This window comes from Paenibacillus marchantiae (assembly GCF_028771845.1).
Taxonomy (GTDB): Bacteria; Bacillota; Bacilli; order Paenibacillales; family Paenibacillaceae; genus Paenibacillus; species Paenibacillus marchantiae.
This window is the reverse complement of sequence record NZ_CP118270.1, coordinates 1,222,310-1,238,167: the sequence shown is the minus strand read 5'-3', so window position 1 is coordinate 1,238,167 and position 15,858 is coordinate 1,222,310. Positions and strand designations below refer to the sequence as shown.

8 protein-coding genes, 3 rRNA genes and 1 pseudogene are annotated in these 15,858 nt (G+C 47.3%); 1 reads left to right on the top strand and 11 read right to left on the bottom strand.

Annotation, left to right across the window (positions count from 1 at the left end; genetic code table 11):
- Nucleotides 1-10: 10 nt before the first annotated feature.
- The 7 genes and pseudogenes from PTQ21_RS05605 to PTQ21_RS05575 form a co-directional block, all read right to left on the bottom strand.
- Nucleotides 11-88: pseudogene (locus PTQ21_RS05605) on the bottom strand (hypothetical protein); the annotation flags it as partial.
- A gap of 293 nt (nt 89-381) precedes the next feature.
- The gene (locus PTQ21_RS05600; protein WP_176854911.1) at nt 382-1,755 is read right to left on the bottom strand and encodes a D-alanyl-D-alanine carboxypeptidase family protein; all 1,374 of its coding nucleotides are present in this window, start codon (nt 1,753-1,755) and stop codon (nt 382-384) included.
- A gap of 446 nt (nt 1,756-2,201) precedes the next feature.
- Nucleotides 2,202-3,659 carry an IMP dehydrogenase gene (gene guaB, locus PTQ21_RS05595; protein ID WP_024628817.1) on the bottom strand — a complete coding sequence of 486 codons (1,458 nt, stop codon included), beginning with the start codon at nt 3,657-3,659 and terminating at the stop codon, nt 2,202-2,204.
- Nucleotides 3,660-4,013: 354 nt separating this feature from the next.
- Nucleotides 4,014-4,130, bottom strand: a 5S ribosomal RNA gene (gene rrf / locus PTQ21_RS05590).
- 143 nt (nt 4,131-4,273) lie between these two features.
- A 23S ribosomal RNA gene (locus tag PTQ21_RS05585) occupies nt 4,274-7,200 on the bottom strand.
- A gap of 310 nt (nt 7,201-7,510) precedes the next feature.
- Nucleotides 7,511-9,063: ribosomal RNA gene (locus PTQ21_RS05580) — 16S ribosomal RNA — on the bottom strand.
- The 16S, 23S and 5S rRNA genes sit together here, the layout of an rRNA operon.
- Nucleotides 9,064-9,574: 511 nt before the next feature.
- The gene (locus tag PTQ21_RS05575) at nt 9,575-10,012 is read right to left on the bottom strand and encodes a hypothetical protein (RefSeq protein ID WP_338020308.1); all 438 of its coding nucleotides are present in this window, start codon (nt 10,010-10,012) and stop codon (nt 9,575-9,577) included.
- Between the two features lie 184 nt (nt 10,013-10,196).
- Here PTQ21_RS05575 and PTQ21_RS05570 point away from each other — a divergent pair, with 184 nt between their 5' ends.
- On the top strand, nt 10,197-10,796 hold the full coding sequence (locus PTQ21_RS05570; protein ID WP_063568393.1) for a TetR/AcrR family transcriptional regulator: 600 nt from the start codon (nt 10,197-10,199) through the stop codon (nt 10,794-10,796).
- A 150-nt stretch (nt 10,797-10,946) separates the two neighbouring features.
- Here the strand turns inward: PTQ21_RS05570 and PTQ21_RS05565 are convergent, their stop codons facing one another.
- From PTQ21_RS05565 to dusB, 4 genes are all read right to left on the bottom strand, one after another.
- Nucleotides 10,947-12,284 carry a TrkH family potassium uptake protein gene (locus PTQ21_RS05565; RefSeq protein ID WP_274569083.1) on the bottom strand — a complete coding sequence of 446 codons (1,338 nt, stop codon included), beginning with the start codon at nt 12,282-12,284 and terminating at the stop codon, nt 10,947-10,949.
- A gap of 190 nt (nt 12,285-12,474) precedes the next feature.
- Nucleotides 12,475-13,992: a lysine--tRNA ligase gene (gene lysS / locus PTQ21_RS05560; RefSeq protein ID WP_072735838.1), complete on the bottom strand. Its 1,518-nt coding sequence runs from the start codon at nt 13,990-13,992 to the stop codon at nt 12,475-12,477.
- A 121-nt stretch (nt 13,993-14,113) separates the two neighbouring features.
- Nucleotides 14,114-14,590 carry a transcription elongation factor GreA gene (gene greA / locus PTQ21_RS05555; protein ID WP_053778901.1) on the bottom strand — a complete coding sequence of 159 codons (477 nt, stop codon included), beginning with the start codon at nt 14,588-14,590 and terminating at the stop codon, nt 14,114-14,116.
- Between the two features lie 244 nt (nt 14,591-14,834).
- Nucleotides 14,835-15,854 (bottom strand): tRNA dihydrouridine synthase DusB, encoded by a 1,020-nt coding sequence (dusB, locus tag PTQ21_RS05550; RefSeq protein ID WP_274569082.1) that lies wholly within the window; start codon nt 15,852-15,854, stop codon nt 14,835-14,837.
- Nucleotides 15,855-15,858 lie beyond the last annotated feature (4 nt).

Sequence of the window (15,858 nt, the reverse complement as noted above, 5' to 3'; positions counted from 1 at the left end):
AAGGTGCAAGTTTGGAATTGGTACCGATCATGGAAGCACCTTCGCCAATCCGGCGCAACGCTTCATCCAAGTCCTTGGCGCCACATAATGTCCGATCCGCGCTTTCGCACCTCTTTTTACGCGTGCTATTCCCGTTTCCATACCCCAATCTACCGTAATGGATGTGTCGTTCTTGTCCATAATCAGGATGTGAAATATGCATTATCAGTTAGAAGAACAATAGACTTTTAAACTGATTTATACGTAGAATTCTAACTTGATATTTTACCGGAAAAATTGTAAATATACAATCCATCCGGTCGGAATTACTTGTATTTTGTCAATGGTCTAACGACACTATATTGAAAATGTCATATTACCCCGTCTTCTTTCACTTATCTATTAGAACAGGTTTTTGATGCCATCAAACAGATCAACGAAGAAATCTTTCACTGCACGGAAGAAGAGACGGAACCAACCGCCTTTTTCGGCTTCTTCTGCGGTGATGAGGTTCACTGTCTTCTCTTGTGGCTCAATTCCTTCAGCTTTGTACGTATAAGTAACCGTCCCAACCTTGGTTCCGGCCTTAATTGGAGCAACCAGCTTATCAGCTTCAGTTACATTCGCTTTAAATGTCACGTCCAGGTTTTGAGTACCTTTAGGTACAACGAAACTTACTGCATTATCCGTCACAACAGGTACTGTTGTTTCCTTCCCTTTTTTCAAAGGTACAGCTTCCCAGCCTGTGACTTTAGTTTTGGCAGCAACCGCCTGTTTCACTTCAAAATTGTTGAATCCGAAGTCCAATACTTTCTTTGTTTCTCTGAAACGCGCTGGCTCCGAATCGGTACCCATAACCACACTGATCAGACGCATGCCATTACGCTCAGCCGTACCCGTAAAGTTATTCCCAGCGTTTGTGGTATGGCCCGTTTTCATCCCGTCCAGACCCTCATAGGCATAGCTTTTGAAGTTGGTTATATTTTTATTCGCTTCCAGCATCCAGTTATAGTTAACAATTGGATCTTTGTCATTAGGACGGAATTTATAAGATTGAATGGTTGTAAAATCTTTGTAGTCCGGGTGATCCATGATGATGTATCTGCACAAAATGGCCGCATCCCGTGCCGACATGACGATTTCTTTATCCTCAGTTGGGCGGAAGTCCGCAGGCATATCTGCACGATCCAGTCCTGTGGAGTTGATGAAGTAGCTATCTTTCATTCCCATACGCTTCGCTTCATCATTCATCATTTTCACAAAAGCTTGCTCGGAGCCAGCGATGTGTTCAGCCAAAGCCACTGTAGCATCATTGGCAGAACCAACAGCCATAGCAATGTACAGCTCCTTGACTGTATGTTGGTCACCTTCTGCGAGGAAAATCCGTGATCCAGTACTTTCCGCTGCGTTCTTTTTAACTGTAACGACATCATCCCAGTTTAATTTCCCCTGTTTGACCTGTTCAGCCACAATGTACTCGGTCATCATTTTGGTCATGCTTGCTGGCGGCATAGCTTTATCCGCATTCACATTGAGCAGAATCTGGCCCGTTGAAGCCTCCATCAGTATGGCTGATTTAACATCGAGTCCCAGTGAGTCTGCCGAAGGAATGTCCACGGCTTTTTCAGTCTTCGTTGTTGTAGCTGCCGCGGTCAATACCTGCCCTGAATCGTTTGCAGCAGCCATAACAGGCATTACCGCAGACATGCAGAGCATATTAATCAGCATAACCGAGGCTACGCTTTTTTTGAGCATTTGACGTTTTTTCTTATTCATTTGTTTGGTTTTCAATGATGAATACTCCCTTCGGTCCGAAGCTTTCTATTGTGTGCTTCAGTACAGCTTGAGCTGCAATATTTTCTTATTCCCTAACAAGTGGAGATGATGTGTGAGGTGTGTCGTATATGCGCTGTATCGAAAGAGCATTGTCATTGCTCCTAAAGTTCGAATCGATTGTCACTTAGTTAGCATTAAATGAAATGCTTATGTAAAAGGACGTCCGCGCTTCTTTTTTCGCTGGGCTACCTTCAACCTTTTTCAATCACTCAAAATTCATTGTCAGAAGCAGTTTCATAGACTCACGTCAAAAAACCGCCGCAATGCCCTAATCCATTAAAGGATCATTACCGCTTGTTCTATTCTATCACAGGGGTATCCGCAAAAAAAGACAGGCCCGGCGAAAATCGCCAAGCCTGTCCTGGAAATGATTAACACAATTCAGATTACAACGAGTAGTTAGGAGCTTCTTTCGTAATCTGTACATCATGCGGATGGCTTTCACGAAGCCCCGCACCTGTAATACGAATAAACTGAGTGTTGTTACGAAGCTGTTCCAAACTGCTTGTACCACAGTATCCCATACCTGAGCGTAGACCACCAATCAACTGATGAATCGTATCAGATAATGGACCTTTGTAAGCAACACGTCCCTCAATTCCTTCCGGAACCAGTTTCTTGTCATCATCTTGGAAGTAACGATCTTTACTTCCTTGTTTCATTGCAGCCATTGAACCCATGCCGCGGTAAACTTTGTAGCTACGTCCTTGGAAGATTTCCGTTTCTCCCGGGCTTTCTGCCGTACCTGCAAACAAGCTTCCCAGCATAACTGCATGAGCACCTGCAGCAAGAGCCTTAGTAATCTCACCAGAGTACTTGATACCACCGTCAGCAATGATTGGTACGCCATATTCACGTGCTACATTTGCACAATCGTATACTGCTGTAACTTGAGGAACACCAATACCAGCAATTACACGAGTTGTACAGATGGAACCTGGACCAATTCCCACTTTGACAACCGATGCCCCAGCTTCAATCAATTCACGGGTTGCATCGCCTGTAGCAACGTTACCTGCAACAATGGTCAGGTTCGGGAAACGTTCGCGCAGCTGACGAACCGCATCAATGATGTTTATGTGATGTCCATGTGCCGAGTCTACCGTAATCAGGTCCACACCGGCTTGAACCAATGCATCAGCACGTTCAAAGGTGTCTTTGGAAATCCCGATCGCTGCTCCAACCAGCAAACGTCCTTGTGCATCTTTAGCTGCGTTAGGGAATTGAATTGCTTTTTCGATATCTTTAATAGTAATGAGACCTTTCAGTGTGTTGGACTCATCTACTAATGGAAGTTTCTCGATTTTATGCTTCTGGAGAATGCCTTCTGCTTCTTGCAGTGTAGTACCTACAGGCGCAGTAACCAAATTCTCACGAGTCATGACTTCGCTGATTTTAATGGAGAAGTCGTGGATGAAACGCAAGTCACGGTTTGTCAGGATACCAACAAGCTTTTGATCTCCTTCAACAATCGGTACACCGGAAATGCGATATTTTGCCATAACCGATTCTGCATCAGAAACCAGATGTTCCGCTGTCAATGAGAACGGGTTGGTAATAACACCACTCTCCGAGCGCTTAACCCGATCCACTTCCTCCGCTTGCTGCTCAACAGACATATTTTTATGGATGATACCAATACCGCCTTCACGGGCAATGGCAATAGCCAATGTCGCTTCAGTAACAGTATCCATACCAGCACTAATCAAAGGAATATTCAGTTTAACGCTGTCACTCAAACGAACAGATACGTCCACTTCTTTAGGCAGTGTCTCGGATTTCCGGGGCACCAGCAGTACATCGTCGAAGGTGAAACCTTCCTTACCAAATTTATCTTCCCACACGCGGGCGTTCCTCCTTATGTTTGCTCAGCTTTACGGTCCAAAACCCGAAGATCTCAGGCTGTATTTTATGCCGAAAATACGTTTTCTGAAAAATTTATTATTGCCATCTTAGCAAAGCGTTATTTAGACTGTCAAGGGAAACTCCCTGGTTATATTAGGTGTATTGCCTGATGCATACAACTGTATTTGTCATACGGACAGGTTCATTTTATATATATGAAACGCCACTCGTTATGAGTGGCGTTTATCTATGTTAAGTCATTTAGTGTACTATTTCTAAACTAATAGTTAATGCTAATTTTTGCTTATAAACAAATAAAAACCACCACCGAATAACATCGGCAGTGGTTCTTTGCTTGGCGGCGTCCTACTCTCCCAGGACCCTGCGGTCCAAGTACCATCGGCGCTAGAGGGCTTAACGGTCGTGTTCGGGATGGGTACGTGTGGAACCCCTCCGCCATCGCCACCAAACGCGATTTGTCGAAGCATTGCTTCTTGAAATCATTGTAGAACTGAAAATCATACACACATTCTGTGATGTACCGATTTTCATTTCAGAGATTATTCTCTGAAAACTAGATCCGAAACGAAATGTGCGATTTATAACTTGCATATTGGATAAGCCCTCGACCGATTAGTACTGGTCAGCTCCATGCATTGCTGCACTTCCACCCCCAGCCTATCTACCTCGTCGTCTTCAAGGGGTCTTACATACTGGGAAATCTCATCTTGAGGGGGGCTTCACGCTTAGATGCTTTCAGCGCTTATCCCTTCCGTACATAGCTACCCAGCGGTGCTCCTGGCGGAACAACTGGTACACCAGCGGTACGTCCATCCCGGTCCTCTCGTACTAAGGACAGCTCCTCTCAAATTTCCTACGCCCACGACAGATAGGGACCGAACTGTCTCACGACGTTCTGAACCCAGCTCGCGTACCGCTTTAATGGGCGAACAGCCCAACCCTTGGGACCTACTTCAGCCCCAGGATGCGATGAGCCGACATCGAGGTGCCAAACCTCCCCGTCGATGTGGACTCTTGGGGGAGATAAGCCTGTTATCCCCAGGGTAGCTTTTATCCGTTGAGCGATGGCCCTTCCATGCGGTACCACCGGATCACTAAGCCCGACTTTCGTCCCTGCTCGACTTGTAGGTCTCGCAGTCAAGCTCCCTTATGCCTTTGCACTCTTCGAATGATTTCCAACCATTCTGAGGGAACCTTTGGGCGCCTCCGTTACTCTTTAGGAGGCGACCGCCCCAGTCAAACTGCCCACCTGACACTGTCCCCGCACCGGATTACGGTACCAGGTTAGAACCTAGATACGATCAGGGTGGTATCCCAACGGTGCCTCCACACAAGCTGGCGCTCATGCTTCAAAGGCTCCCACCTATCCTGTACAGATCGTACCCAAATTCAATATCAAGCTGCAGTAAAGCTCCATGGGGTCTTTCCGTCTTGTCGCGGGTAACCTGCATCTTCACAGGTATTAAAATTTCACCGGATCTCTCGTTGAGACAGCGCCCAAGTCGTTACGCCATTCGTGCGGGTCAGAATTTACCTGACAAGGAATTTCGCTACCTTAGGACCGTTATAGTTACGGCCGCCGTTTACTGGGGCTTCGGTTCACAGCTTCGGATTACTCCTAACCGCTCCCCTTAACCTTCCAGCACCGGGCAGGCGTCAGCCCGTATACTTCGCCTTACGGCTTCGCACAGACCTGTGTTTTTGCTAAACAGTCGCTTGGGCCTTTTCACTGCGGCCCCCTCGTGCTATTCACACTACCGGGGCACCCCTTCTCCCGAAGTTACGGGGTCATTTTGCCGAGTTCCTTAACGAGAGTTCTTCCGCGCGCCTTAGAATTCTCTTCTCGCCTACCTGTGTCGGTTTGCGGTACGGGCACCATCACCTGGCTAGAGGCTTTTCTTGGCAGTGTGAGATCATGACCTTCGCTACTATAATTTTCGCTCCCCATCACAGCCCAGCCTTAATGATGTGCGGATTTGCCTACACATCAGCCTCACTGCTTAGACGGACATCCATCAGTCCGCGTCACTACCCTGCTGCGTCCCCCCATTGCTCATAACGGCTTACGGTGGTACAGGAATTTCGACCTGTTGTCCTTCGACTACGCCTTTCGGCCTCGCCTTAGGTCCCGACTTACCCTGAGCGGACGAGCCTTCCTCAGGAACCCTTAGGCTTTCGGCGGATCAGATTCTCACTGATCTTTTCGTTACTCATACCGGCATTCTCACTTGTATAATGTCCAGCGCTCCTTACGGTACACCTTCAACCCTTATACAACGCTCCCCTACCCCTGATGCAAAGCATCAAGCCATAGCTTCGGTGGTGTGTTTAGCCCCGTTACATTTTCGGCGCAGAGTCACTCGACCAGTGAGCTATTACGCACTCTTTCAATGGTGGCTGCTTCTAAGCCAACATCCTGGTTGTCTGTGCAACTCCACATCCTTTCCCACTTAACACACACTTGGGGACCTTAGCTGATGGTCTGGGCTGTTTCCCTTTTGACAATGGATCTTAGCACTCACTGTCTGACTCCCGGAAGTAAGTCTATGGCATTCGGAGTTTGACTGAGCTTGGTAACCCTTGCGGGCCCCGCACCCAATCAGTGCTCTACCTCCACGACTCTGTTTTCCGAGGCTAGCCCTAAAGCTATTTCGGGGAGAACCAGCTATCTCCGAGTTCGATTGGAATTTCTCCGCTACCCCCACCTCATCCCCGCATTTTTCAACATGCGTGGGTTCGGGCCTCCAGTGCGTGTTACCGCACCTTCACCCTGGACAGGGGTAGATCACCCGGTTTCGGGTCTACGTCCACGTACTATGTCGCCCTATTCAGACTCGCTTTCGCTGCGGCTCCGGCTCTTCACCTTAACCTTGCACGGGAACGTAACTCGCCGGTTCATTCTACAAAAGGCACGCCATCACCCCTAAAACGGGCTCTGACTTTTTGTAAGCACACGGTTTCAGGTTCTATTTCACTCCCCTTCCGGGGTGCTTTTCACCTTTCCCTCACGGTACTGCTTCACTATCGGTCGCTAGGAAGTATTTAGCCTTGGCAGATGGTCCTGCCGGATTCATACGGGGTTTCACGTGCCCCGCACTACTCGGGATACATCTCGGAGGGAACAGACTTTCAAGTACAGGGCTTTTACCTTCTTTGGCGGGCCTTTCCAGACCTCTTCGCTTAACCGGTTCCTTTGTAACTCCATGTGAGATGTCCCACAACCCCAAAGAGCAAGCTCTCTGGTTTGGGCTTCTCCGCGTTCGCTCGCCGCTACTGACGGAATCACTATTGTTTTCTCTTCCTCAAGGTACTTAGATGTTTCAGTTCCCTTGGTATGCCTCTACATAACCTATGTATTCAGTTATGAGTAACTGGAAATTACCCCAGCTGGGTTTCCCCATTCGGACACCCCCGGATCAAAGCTTGCTTACAGCTCCCCGAGGCAGTTTCGTTGTTCGCCACGTCCTTCATCGGCTCCTAGCGCCTAGGCATCCTCCGTGTGCTCTTAGTAGCTTAACCATAGTTGCTCCGGTTTCGACTGCTCGCTTCCCTTGTTTTGCTTGCGCAAAGCCAAAAGTTGCTCTCATTCGATACCATCGCAATGCAGTTTTCACTATTTATTAAAACTTGTTTTAACACAAGTTCAGCTTAAAAAGGAATGTTCTAATTCGCAAAATTTCGTTTCGATATCTAGTTTTCAAAGAACAAGCTCCATGCAAAAGCAAGCTGTTTTGAGAGTTTGAGCTCTCAAAACTGAGCAACGAGTGAGTAAGTTTTGCAGCTAAGCTGCGTATTTGAATGTTTCCACGCGGGAAACGATTCTCCATAGAAAGGAGGTGATCCAGCCGCACCTTCCGATACGGCTACCTTGTTACGACTTCACCCCAATCATCTATCCCACCTTCGGCGGCTGGCTCCTTGCGGTTACCCCACCGACTTCGGGTGTTATAAACTCTCGTGGTGTGACGGGCGGTGTGTACAAGACCCGGGAACGTATTCACCGCGGCATGCTGATCCGCGATTACTAGCAATTCCGACTTCATGCAGGCGAGTTGCAGCCTGCAATCCGAACTGAGACCGGCTTTGTTGGGATTGGCTCCATCTCGCGATTTCGCAGCCCGTTGTACCGGCCATTGTAGTACGTGTGTAGCCCAGGTCATAAGGGGCATGATGATTTGACGTCATCCCCACCTTCCTCCGGTTTGTCACCGGCAGTCTATCTAGAGTGCCCACCCGAAGTGCTGGCAACTAAATATAAGGGTTGCGCTCGTTGCGGGACTTAACCCAACATCTCACGACACGAGCTGACGACAACCATGCACCACCTGTCTCCTCTGTCCCGAAGGAAAGATACATCTCTGTACCGATCAGAGGGATGTCAAGACCTGGTAAGGTTCTTCGCGTTGCTTCGAATTAAACCACATACTCCACTGCTTGTGCGGGTCCCCGTCAATTCCTTTGAGTTTCAGTCTTGCGACCGTACTCCCCAGGCGGAGTGCTTAATGTGTTAACTTCGGCACCAAGGGTATCGAAACCCCTAACACCTAGCACTCATCGTTTACGGCGTGGACTACCAGGGTATCTAATCCTGTTTGCTCCCCACGCTTTCGCGCCTCAGCGTCAGTTACAGCCCAGAGAGTCGCCTTCGCCACTGGTGTTCCTCCACATATCTACGCATTTCACCGCTACACGTGGAATTCCACTCTCCTCTTCTGCACTCAAGTCACCCAGTTTCCAGTGCGATCCGGGGTTGAGCCCCGGGATTAAACACCAGACTTAAATGACCGCCTGCGCGCGCTTTACGCCCAATAATTCCGGACAACGCTTGCCCCCTACGTATTACCGCGGCTGCTGGCACGTAGTTAGCCGGGGCTTTCTTCTCAGGTACCGTCACCTTGAGAGCAGTTACTCTCCCAAGCGTTCTTCCCTGGCAACAGAGCTTTACGATCCGAAAACCTTCATCACTCACGCGGCATTGCTCCGTCAGGCTTTCGCCCATTGCGGAAGATTCCCTACTGCTGCCTCCCGTAGGAGTCTGGGCCGTGTCTCAGTCCCAGTGTGGCCGATCACCCTCTCAGGTCGGCTACGCATCGTCGCCTTGGTGAGCCGTTACCCCACCAACTAGCTAATGCGCCGCAGGCCCATCCCCAAGTGACAGATTGCTCCGTCTTTCCAGTTCTCTTCAGGAGAAGAAAACAACTATTCGGTATTAGCTACCGTTTCCGGTAGTTGTCCCAAACTTGAGGGCAGGTTGCCTACGTGTTACTCACCCGTCCGCCGCTAACCATCAGAGAAGCAAGCTTCTCTTTAAGTTCGCTCGACTTGCATGTATTAGGCATGCCGCCAGCGTTCGTCCTGAGCCAGGATCAAACTCTCCAATAAAGTATTGAAAAGAGCGATAAGCTCATTTTGAAACTGACGAGATTAAAAATCTCATTTATTTTGCTTTGAAATCATACAGTCCGAAGACTCGTACCGATTTCTCAGCGTCGATCTTGCAAGCAAGATCGTTACTCACTCGTTGTTCAGTTTTCAAAGATCAAACTTGTTTCATTGCCGTATGTTGTTCACCTCAGCAACTTTTATATCTTATCACATCCGAACCAACTTTGCAAGCTCTTTTTTTAAGTTTCTTTCGAAGCTTATTTCATTTGCTTGCCGCACCGTGTTTCTCGTGTTTTCTTGGCCGGAATTAGAATATACCATGTAGAGATTCGGAACGCAAGCTTTATTTTCAATAAATTATATTTAGTCTCTCGTATAGCTATTCACTTAATGCCGGAGTTATTTAAGATCCCTTCAATCCTTATTAAACACTCTCTTCCCAGAACATGCGGATCACCTTTCCTCCACGGATAATCCGCATGTTCCTTCCGCCCTATCCAATTAGATGTTACTTCACTTTCTCTAAAGGCATCTTTCGCGGCCATAAGCTATAACTGAAGCTGATTATAAAATCGATCCCCAATATAATCCCCCATACTCTTATGAGATTAGAGAATGCCGTAGTACGCTCCGTATCCCCAATCCACCAGATCATCGCGAGCAAGAACAAGCTACCTATGCCCCAAGCCAATAGATGTCTAAGCCATCCCACTCTTTCACGACTAGCATGCTCGCTACCATACACCTTGCTGCTCCGAGGATTATCCCCTCCCTTATACCAGTAAAGGAAATAACGATCAGCCCAAGCGATCATCTGATGACCATAAGCAATACTCACACCTATATATATAGCTGCAATGCCGTGAACCATATTTGCCGTAGCACCCCGTTGAAGATCCATCACCGTCGCTACCATAAGAAGAACATCCACAATGGGCGTTGCCATTAACAGCGCGACCCCTGTCCGTTTCATCCCAAACAGATAACGCACACTTAGACCTGAAGCGACAAAAACCCAGAAGGCAATCTCACATCCAATAATAAAATAGGCAATCCTTTTATAATACGAATGTATTAAATATAATTTAACACGTTTGTATTATAATAATCAACAATGATATAATCTTTTTATGCCTAAAATAGTTGATCACGATAAACAACGTCTGCTCGTAGCCGAAGCGGCTTGGCGTGTCATCCGAAGAGATGGCATGGAACAGGCCTCCGTTCGAAATATTGCGGTAGAAGCTGGAATATCGGCCGGGTCTATGCGCCACTACTTTTCAACCCAATCAGAACTACTCCTATACGCAATGAATCTGGTATCCGAACGTGTATCGAATCGAATCACACAGATTTCCTTTGATGCATCTCCTTTGGAGAATATGAAGCTTCTGTTGTTAGAACTCTTGCCAAGTACGGATGAAAAAATGGCCGAAATGGAGGTGTGGTACGCTTTTACAGCCAAGTCCAAGACTGACCCTGTTCTCAAAGAGCATGCCGACAAAGTATATGATGAACTCAGACACGCGATGGCTAAAGTTATCACCTACCTCATGGAACTCAATCTCTGCCGAACAGACATCGACAAGGAACTGGAAATTGAAAGGCTGTACGCACTGGTCGACGGTTTGGGTATTCATGCGATTCTTCGTCCTGACCAGATGAACACCAAGATTATGGAGAACATCCTTACCACACATCTTGCAACGTTATGCCGGGATGCAGAATAACATTCGATCACATAATTAAATACAGCTCAATCCTTCGTACCAGCAAGAAACAAGTAATTGCTTCTATGAAACAAAAAAACCGTCAGGCATTAGTTGTAACTAACCTATTCCATGATAGGGTTAGTCCTAGATGCGTGACGGTTTTTCTTTTTATCCAATAATAATCCGGCCCTCCGGATGGCGATACAGCTTTTTCTCTTTGCGCGGACGAAGCGCGTATGCAATGGTTAGTGGTCCAATACGTCCGATAAACATCGTGAAGGCGATAATCACTTTTCCCCATACCGTTAATTCATGTGTTACTCCCACCGACAGACCTACTGTCCCAATCGCCGAGGCCGCTTCAAACATAAGTGAAAGGAACGGTGCATCCTCTGTGGTAAGTAGTAGCATTACTACAACCATGAATATGATCAAGGAAACCATAATAATCGTCAATGCTCTCATCAGCAAATCTTTCGGAACACGCTGACGGAAAAATACAATATCTTTATTGCCACGAATCATGGCATACACCGCTCCAATCATGATCAGGAACGTTGTCGTCTTGATCCCACCCCCGGTTGATCCCGGAGATGCCCCAATGAACATCAACAGAATGAAGAAGAACTGAGTGGCCTGCCTCATCTCGGTAATATCAATGGTGCTCGTACCCGACGAACGTGTAGAGACCGATTGGAAGAACGAGGCGTATATCTTTTCACTCCAACTTAGAGACGCCAGTGTGTGTCCATTGGTGAACTCAAATACAAACAGTACAATTGCTCCAATACCAATCAGTGCACCTGATACGGACAATACCAGTTTGGACTGCAACGATAAGCGACGGCGCTTGCGGAACTCAAACAAATCATTCAGCACCACAAAGCCGAGTCCACCCGATACAACCAGCACGGAAGCTGTCAGGTTAAACAACCAGTCCCCTGTATAATACTGAAAACTGTTGCCAAACAGATCGAAACCACCATTATTAAATAATGAAACCGAGTGAAACGCACCATAGTATACCGCCTGCCAAAAGGGCATCTCCGTTGCCCAGCGTAGTGCCAATATAACAGCAGCCACCCCTTCAATGGTAAACGAAAAAATGAGCACTTTGCGGATAATACGTACAATGCCTTCCATACTGTCAGCGTTGATAGCCTCTTTCAGCAGAAGCCTGTCCTTTAGCGAGATACGCTTACCCAATACTAATGCAAACAACGTTGCGATGGTCATGAAGCCAAGTCCACCTAGCTGCATAAGCACCATAATCACGGTTTGACCAAACAGGTTGAAAGTCGTCCCTACATCCACAACGACCAGCCCGGTTACACATGCAGCAGAGGTAGAAGTAAAAAGCGCATCAATAAACGCCAAATGCTCGCCGCTTTGATTGGAGATAGGTAACATGAGCAGAATCGTACCAATCATGATAATAAGCATAAAACCACCAACCAGAATCAATGGGGGTGATAGGAATTTAGCAATGTGAAGCCTAAACTTCATGGAGGGCACCTCTTTTAACATAATACAAGCAGGTAGGCGAACAAATTCTGTCACCACACTTTGGTAAGACATGTTGTTTCGACGAATCTGTCACTTCGATGCCTATGTAAACCTAAAGAGGAACTTGCCACCAGCATCATACTGAACGGCAGGTTCCTCTTCTATTATGAACGAGTTAAACGTTCCTTATTTAATCCTGTGTACGAGGACGCATATGCGGGAAGAGCAGTACGTCACGAATAGACGGCGAGTTGGTCAACAACATGATCAGACGGTCAATACCGATCCCCAGTCCACCTGTTGGTGGCATACCATATTCGAGCGCACGGATGAAATCATCATCCATTTCGTGTGCTTCGTCGTTCCCGTGTTCTTTCTCCAGCAATTGTGCCTCAAAGCGCTGACGTTGATCGATTGGATCATTCAGCTCCGTAAATGCATTTGCATGCTCACGTCCAACGATAAACAGCTCGAAGCGGTCCGTGAAACGTGGATCTGAATCGCTCTTCTTCGCCAGCGGAGAAATCTCAACCGGGTGCCCCATAATAAAGGTTGGTTGAATCAATGTCTCTTCTACAAAATGTTCGAAGAATGCATTCAGAATATGACCAAATGTCATATGCTTTTCAACCGGAACTTTATGTTCTTTCGCCAAACGATGAGCTTCCTCGTTCGTCATGTGCACGGAGAAGTCCACGCCTACAACTTCCTTAACCGCGTCTACCATCGTTACACGGCGCCATTGTGGTGTAAGATCCACTTGATAGTCTGCATATTGGATAACTTGCGTACCAAGCACTTCCTGTGCGATGTGAGCAACAAGATTCTCAGTCAAACGCATAATATCCTGATAATCGGCATATGCCTCATAAAGTTCAATCATTGTGAACTCAGGGTTATGACGTGTCGACATCCCTTCATTACGGTATACACGGCCGATCTCATATACTTTCTCCAGACCGCCTACAATCAGACGTTTCAGGTGAAGCTCAATCGCAATCCGCATGTACAATTCCATATCAAGCGCATTATGATGCGTGATGAATGGACGCGCAGCGGCACCACCAGCGATGGTGTGCAGCGTCGGAGTTTCGACTTCCAGATAGCCCAGAGAATCTAGGTAACGGCGCATCGACTGAATGATTTTGGAACGAGTAATGAAGGTCTGCTGCACTTCACGATTCATAATCAGGTCAACATAGCGCTGGCGGTAACGCAGCTCTACATCCGCGAGTCCATGATATTTATCCGGAAGTGGGTAAAGTGACTTGGACAATACTTCGAGATTTTGAACTTTAACCGAAGTTTCACCTGTCTTGGTTTTGAAGATTACCCCAGAGACACCTACAATATCCCCTAAATCGAGCAGGCTGAACGCGGCGTATTTGTCTTCCGGTACAGTATCCTGACGAACATAGATCTGGATTCTGCCGCTCAGGTCCTGAATATGTGCAAAGCTCGCTTTACCCATTCCCCGCTTCGCCATAATCCGTCCGGCAATACTGACTTCGATGTGCTTCTCTTCCAGCTCTTCCTTGGTCAGTTCTTCATACTTCTTCAGAATGGAGCCGGCTTCTTCCGTACGTACGTATTTTTGGCCAAAAGGGTCGATCCCCAATTTGCGGAGCTCGTCCAATTTGTCGCGGCGAATTTGTAAAAGCTCACTTAGTTCGGTTTCGGTTTCCTGATTCAAGACTTCATCCGTCATGATCTATATTCATCTCCTTATTTACATTGCAGGCATCTTCAGAGGTATTCTGCCTCAAATGTTGAAAAAAGCTTCCCTAAGGAAGCTTTTGTCTCCGTACCCGACTGCTTCATTGCTTATATTACTTTTTGATGTCTACAATTTTATATTGAATTACGCCAGCAGGCACACTTACATCAACAACCGTACCTTTTTTCTTGCCCAGAATGGCTTTGCCAACAGGGCTTTCGTTCGATATTTTGTTTTGCAGCGGATTGGACTCCGCAGAACCTACAATCGTATATTCCGTGATATCACCGAATTCCAGATCTTCTACAGTGACTGTTGCACCCACGCTTACAGCTTCGGTATCGATCTCGTCGCTGTTGATAATCCGTGCGTTCCGAAGCAATTTCTCCAACGTAATAACGCGGCCTTCAATGAAAGCCTGTTCGTTCTTCGCGTCTTCGTATTCGGAGTTTTCACTAATATCTCCATACCCGATGGCTACCTTAATCCGTTCAGCCACTTCGCGGCGCTTCACTGATTTCAGCATTTCCAGTTCTTCTTCAAGCTTCTTAAGACCCTCTGGTGTAAGGATAACTTCCTTATCGCTCATCTCAACCGATTCTCCTGTCATGGGAATAATTTGATTGCACGGCAACGGAACCAGTGCTGTTTACAGAGCTCCGCCCGCATACATCTTCAAAACTATATGAAGTTCTCCGGAGAAACAGAACGTTCCTCCTGATGCACTAGCCTTATGACGCACATGGCGAATTTATACTGTGAAATTATAGGGTAACGGTCTCGAAAAGTCAATGTTACGCCCCCTATAGCTGTAAACGTTTTACAGCAGCAGATCAGGAAGCATTTTCGGCTACTGCTGGTTCTGACTCCAGATTGCCTTCCATATGCAGCTGGCCTACAAAGTTCTCCAGTATGTGCACCATCTCATCACGTTTGGTTTCTTCCATAATAACGTCTTTGATACGGGCAGATCCTTTCAGACCTTTCAGATACCAAGCCAGGTGTTTACGCATCTCGCGAACAGCAACAGCCTCACCCTTCAGTGCTATCAGACGGTCCATATGCAAAATGGCAACCCGAATCTTCTCTTCCCCATTCGGGTCAGGAAGCAGTTCGCCGGAACTCAAGTATTGAATGGTCCGATACAACATCCATGGGTTACCCAGGGCGGCACGACCGATCATAACTCCGTCACAACCCGTTTCATCCAACATACGACGGGCATCTTCCGGTGAAGATACATCTCCGTTCCCGATAACCGGGATGGAGACAGCCTCTTTGACATTTTTGATGTGTGACCAGTCCGCTGTGCCTGTGTAGAGCTGCTCACGTGTACGGCCGTGAACACTTACCGCTTGTCCGCCAGCACGTTCAACCGCAAGTGCATTCTCAACTACGTAGATATGCTCGTTATCCCAGCCGATCCGCATCTTGACTGTTACGGGCTTATCTACCGCGTCCACAACAGCGGATACCATTTCATAAATTTTGTTCGGATCAAGCAACCAGCGTGCACCTGCATCACAGCTCGTCACTTTTGGCACAGGGCATCCCATGTTGATGTCGATGATGTCAGCATTGGTTTCTTTGTCCACAATTTTGGCTGCTTCTACGAGGGCTTGACGATCCCCCCCCCAAATTTGCAGGCTCAACGGCTTCTCACGCTCATCTACAAATAACATCTCACGTGTACGCTTGTTACCATGCACGATGGCTTTGCCACTAACCATCTCCGCACATACGAGGCCTGTTCCGAATTCTTTTGCGATCAGACGAAAAGCCGGATTACACACGCCAGCCATCGGCGCAAGTACAACCTGGTTTTTCATTTCAATGTCACCAATTCTAAGCATGGTA